This is a genomic window from Streptomyces sp. NPDC059582, from assembly GCF_042735715.1.
Classification (GTDB): Bacteria; Actinomycetota; Actinomycetes; order Streptomycetales; family Streptomycetaceae; genus Streptomyces.
Genome location: NZ_JBHWCC010000117.1, coordinates 1 through 3,270, shown reverse-complemented (window position 1 = coordinate 3,270; position 3,270 = coordinate 1). Strand labels below are relative to the sequence as shown.

Annotated in this window: 4 protein-coding genes; 3 read left to right on the top strand and 1 reads right to left on the bottom strand. The window is 67.1% G+C overall.

Going from position 1 to position 3,270, the window contains the following annotated elements:
* Positions 1-438 precede the first annotated feature (438 nt).
* Positions 439-1,080, bottom strand: coding sequence for a DNA-3-methyladenine glycosylase (locus ACFV0T_RS42100; RefSeq protein WP_385790839.1), 642 nt, complete (start codon positions 1,078-1,080; stop codon positions 439-441).
* Positions 1,081-1,218: 138 nt separating this feature from the next.
* Between ACFV0T_RS42100 and ACFV0T_RS42095 the strand changes: the two genes are divergently transcribed.
* The 3 genes from ACFV0T_RS42095 (at position 1,219) to ACFV0T_RS42085 (ending at position 3,234) form a co-directional block, all read left to right on the top strand.
* Positions 1,219-2,001, top strand: a complete 783-nt coding sequence (locus ACFV0T_RS42095; RefSeq protein WP_385790837.1) for a sporulation protein — start codon at positions 1,219-1,221, stop codon at positions 1,999-2,001.
* A gap of 41 nt (positions 2,002-2,042) precedes the next feature.
* A complete protein-coding gene (locus ACFV0T_RS42090) occupies positions 2,043-2,582 on the top strand; it encodes a YbhB/YbcL family Raf kinase inhibitor-like protein (protein ID WP_385790835.1) in 540 nt (179 codons plus the stop codon).
* 145 nt (positions 2,583-2,727) lie between these two features.
* The gene (locus tag ACFV0T_RS42085) at positions 2,728-3,234 is read left to right on the top strand and encodes an HNH endonuclease (RefSeq protein WP_385790833.1); all 507 of its coding nucleotides are present in this window, start codon (positions 2,728-2,730) and stop codon (positions 3,232-3,234) included.
* Positions 3,235-3,270: the final 36 nt, after the last annotated feature.

Genomic DNA, 3,270 nt, shown 5'->3' with positions numbered 1-3,270 from the left:
TTCTCAAGGAACGGACGCTTCCTTTGTACTCACCCTCTCGGGCTTTCCTCCGGGCGCTTCCCTTCGGTCTTGCGTTTCCGACTCTATCAGATCTTCCCGACCCGATTTCCTCGGTGCTTTCCAGGTTCCCGCTTCCGCGTTTCCCTTTCCAGCGGTTCCGACTTTATCAGATCATTTTCGTGATCCGATTCCCTGTCGGTGGGATCGTCCGGGGCCTCTTCGCTTTCGCTCGTCGGCCTTTCGACATTCACTACGTTAACCGATTCCCCCTGGCGACTCATAATCGAGTCCGCGGGTCCCGATTTCGAGCATGCAGGCACGCCGAAATCGACCCCGTCAGGGGCTGTCGTAGGTAGTGGGTTGGCCACTTCCGGCTGCAGGCGATTGCCGTACCCGGTTCAGCGGCTTGGGCTACATTACGCACCCCGCGGGGGCGAGTCAACTTGAGCGGCGCCGGGGCGTGTGGGCCCGATACGGGCTGACCGTCGGGTCGTTGGCGACCCAAAAGCGCCAGGGGTGGACGCCGCCGTCTCCGGACACCCCGGTGCGGGGGCCGTTGCGTACCTGGTCGGGGGGTACGGGGATGCCCGTGTACACGGTCAGGGGCGAGCCCTGCGGTGCGCAGGCGTCCGTGCCGTCCAGGGCCCGGTCCACGCCCAGGGCGGTGGCCAGGCGCGCGGGGCCTTTGGCCAGTTCCTTGTCATACCGGGCCGAGAGTCGACGTCTGCGGGCCAGCTCCGCGCCCTCGACGATCTCGCCCCCGCGCAGCAGCACTCCGCTCGGCCGGCCCACGGGGCCACAGACGAAGTTCATGCAGAACCACATGCCATAGGTGAAGTAGACGTACACGTGTCCGGGCGGACCGAACATCACTTCGTTGCGGGGCGTGCGTCCGCGATAGGCGTGCGAGCCGGGATCGTTCGGGCCGTCGTAGGCCTCCACCTCTGTCAGGCGCAGGGCGATCGGACCGTCCGGGGTGGTGCGCACGAGGACGCGGCCGAGAAGGTCGGGGGCGACCTCCAGTACAGGCCGGTCGAAGAAGTCCCTCGGCAGGGGCGTACGGTCGGGGGTCGCGATCATGGCCTCCGAGCGTAGTGCAGACGGGTCGGTACCACGGGGTGGTCAGGGAGCGTCCGCCTTGCCAGGGTGTGGGACGCGGAACCGGTCACGGTCGGATCGCGTTTGTAGGGATCAAGGGTCACTCGTAGAAGGAGAGTCATGGCGTTCAAGAAGCTGCTCGCGAGTCTGGGGGCCGGCGGTGCTTCGGTCGAGACGGTGCTGACCGAGGTCAACGTCGTTCCGGGCGGCGTCGTCCAGGGTGAGGTGCGGATCCAGGGCGGGTCCGTCAACCAGCAGATCGAGGGACTGTCGGTCGGGCTCCAGGCCAAGGTCGAGGTCGAGAGCGGCGACCAGGAGTACAAGCAGGACATCGAGTTCACCAAGGCGCGGCTCGGCGGTGCCTTCGAGCTCCAGGCGGGTGCCGTGCACGCGGTGCCGTTCGGGCTCGAGATCCCGTGGGAGACGCCGATCACGATGATCGACGGTCAGCCGCTGCGAGGGATGAACATCGGCGTGACGACCGAGCTGGAGATCGCGCGGGCCGTGGACTCCGGTGACCTGGACCCGATCAACGTGCACCCGATCCCGGCGCAGAAGGCGATCCTGGACGCGTTCATCCAGCTGGGCTTCCGCTTCAAGAACGCGGACATGGAGCGCGGTCACATCCGGGGTACCCGGCAGCGGCTGCCCTTCTACCAGGAGATCGAGTTCTTCCCGCCGTCGCAGTACCGGGGCCTGAACCAGGTCGAGCTGAGCTTCGTGGCCGACGAGCACGCGATGGACGTCATCCTGGAGATGGACAAGAAGCCGGGGCTCTTCAGCGAGGGCAGTGACACCTTCCGGTCGTTCCAGGTGGGTGTGCACGACTACCAGGGGACCGACTGGGCGGCTTACCTCAACCAGTGGCTGGCCGAGGTCGGCAGCAAGCGCAACTGGTTCTAGGCTCGGAACGCACTGAAGGAAACCGATCAGGAGGTACCGAGGTGACCGAGCTCAAGCGGCGGCCGCTCCCCCATGACTTCCATCCGCCCGTGCCGTCGTTCACGGTCACGAGCGAGGACGTCCAGGAGGGCGCGACGCTCAAGGACGCTCAGGTCTACGCGGCCGGCAACACCTCGCCGCAGCTGCGGTGGGAGGGCTTCCCGCCCGAGACCAAGAGCTTCGCCGTGACCTGCTACGACCCGGACGCCCCGACGGGCAGCGGGTTCTGGCACTGGAGCGTGTTCGACATCCCGGTCTCCGTGACGGAGTTGCCCGCCGGTGCGGGCAGCGGCAAGTTCGAGGGGCTGCCGGAGGGCGCCGTCCAGGTGCGCAACGACTACGGCAGCAAGGACTTCGGCGGTGCCGCGCCGCCGCCCGGGGACGGGTCGCACCGGTACGTGTTCACCGTGTACGCGGTGGACCAGGAGAAGCTCGGTCCGGACGCGGACGTGTCGCCTGCGGTCGTGGGTTTCAACCTCCGGTTCCACGCGATCGCGCGTGCGCAACTGGTCGGTGAGTACGAGGTGCCCGCCGAAGACTGACGTTCATTGAACGTTTGCCCGCCTCTGGTCTTGGAAGTGATCAGAGGCGGGCATTTTTTATTGCGTTGTCCATCTCGGCGTGCCCGGCCAGAGTTGATCCACGCCCGCCAGGAGGTGGGCCGGTGCGCACGGGAGGTGGACTGGAATGCGGGACACGCTGGTACTGAACGCCAGTTTCGAGCCGCTGTCGACGGTGACGTTGAACCGAGCCGTCGTTCTGGTGCTCCAGGACAAGGCCGTCGTCGAGCAGTCCCACCCCGAACTGCGCATGCGCGGAGCCGCGGTCGACATACCTGCGCCCCGGGTGATCAGGTTGTGCAGGTATGTACGGGTGCCCTTCCGAAGACAAGCGCCCTGGTCGAGGCGGGGTGTTCTGGTACGGGACAGGCACCGGTGCGCGTACTGCGGCAGGCGGGCGACGACCGTGGACCACGTGGTGCCGAGGGCGCAGGGCGGTAGGGACTCCTGGCTGAACACGGTCGCTTCGTGCGCCGAGGACAATCACCGCAAAGCGGACCGGACGCCCGATCAGGCGGGTATGCCGCTGTTGCGGCAGCCGTTCGAGCCGACGCCCGCGGACGCGATGCTGCTGTCCCTGGGGCACGAGGACTTCGAGGCGCTGCCGGAGTGGCTGGCACAGCCCGCCGCCTAGAGGCTGCACGAGACCGGGGCCCACCTCCGTCGGAGG

Bases quoted from the DNA above. Each gene is read 5' to 3' on its own strand.
- ACFV0T_RS42085 (WP_385790833.1), top strand. From the start codon at position 2,728: ATGCGGGACACGCTGGTACTGAACGCCAGTTTCGAGCCGCTGTCGACG.
- ACFV0T_RS42095 (WP_385790837.1), top strand. From the start codon at position 1,219: ATGGCGTTCAAGAAGCTGCTCGCGAGTCTGGGGGCCGGCGGTGCTTCG.
- ACFV0T_RS42100 (WP_385790839.1), bottom strand. From the start codon at position 1,080: ATGATCGCGACCCCCGACCGTACGCCCCTGCCGAGGGACTTCTTCGAC.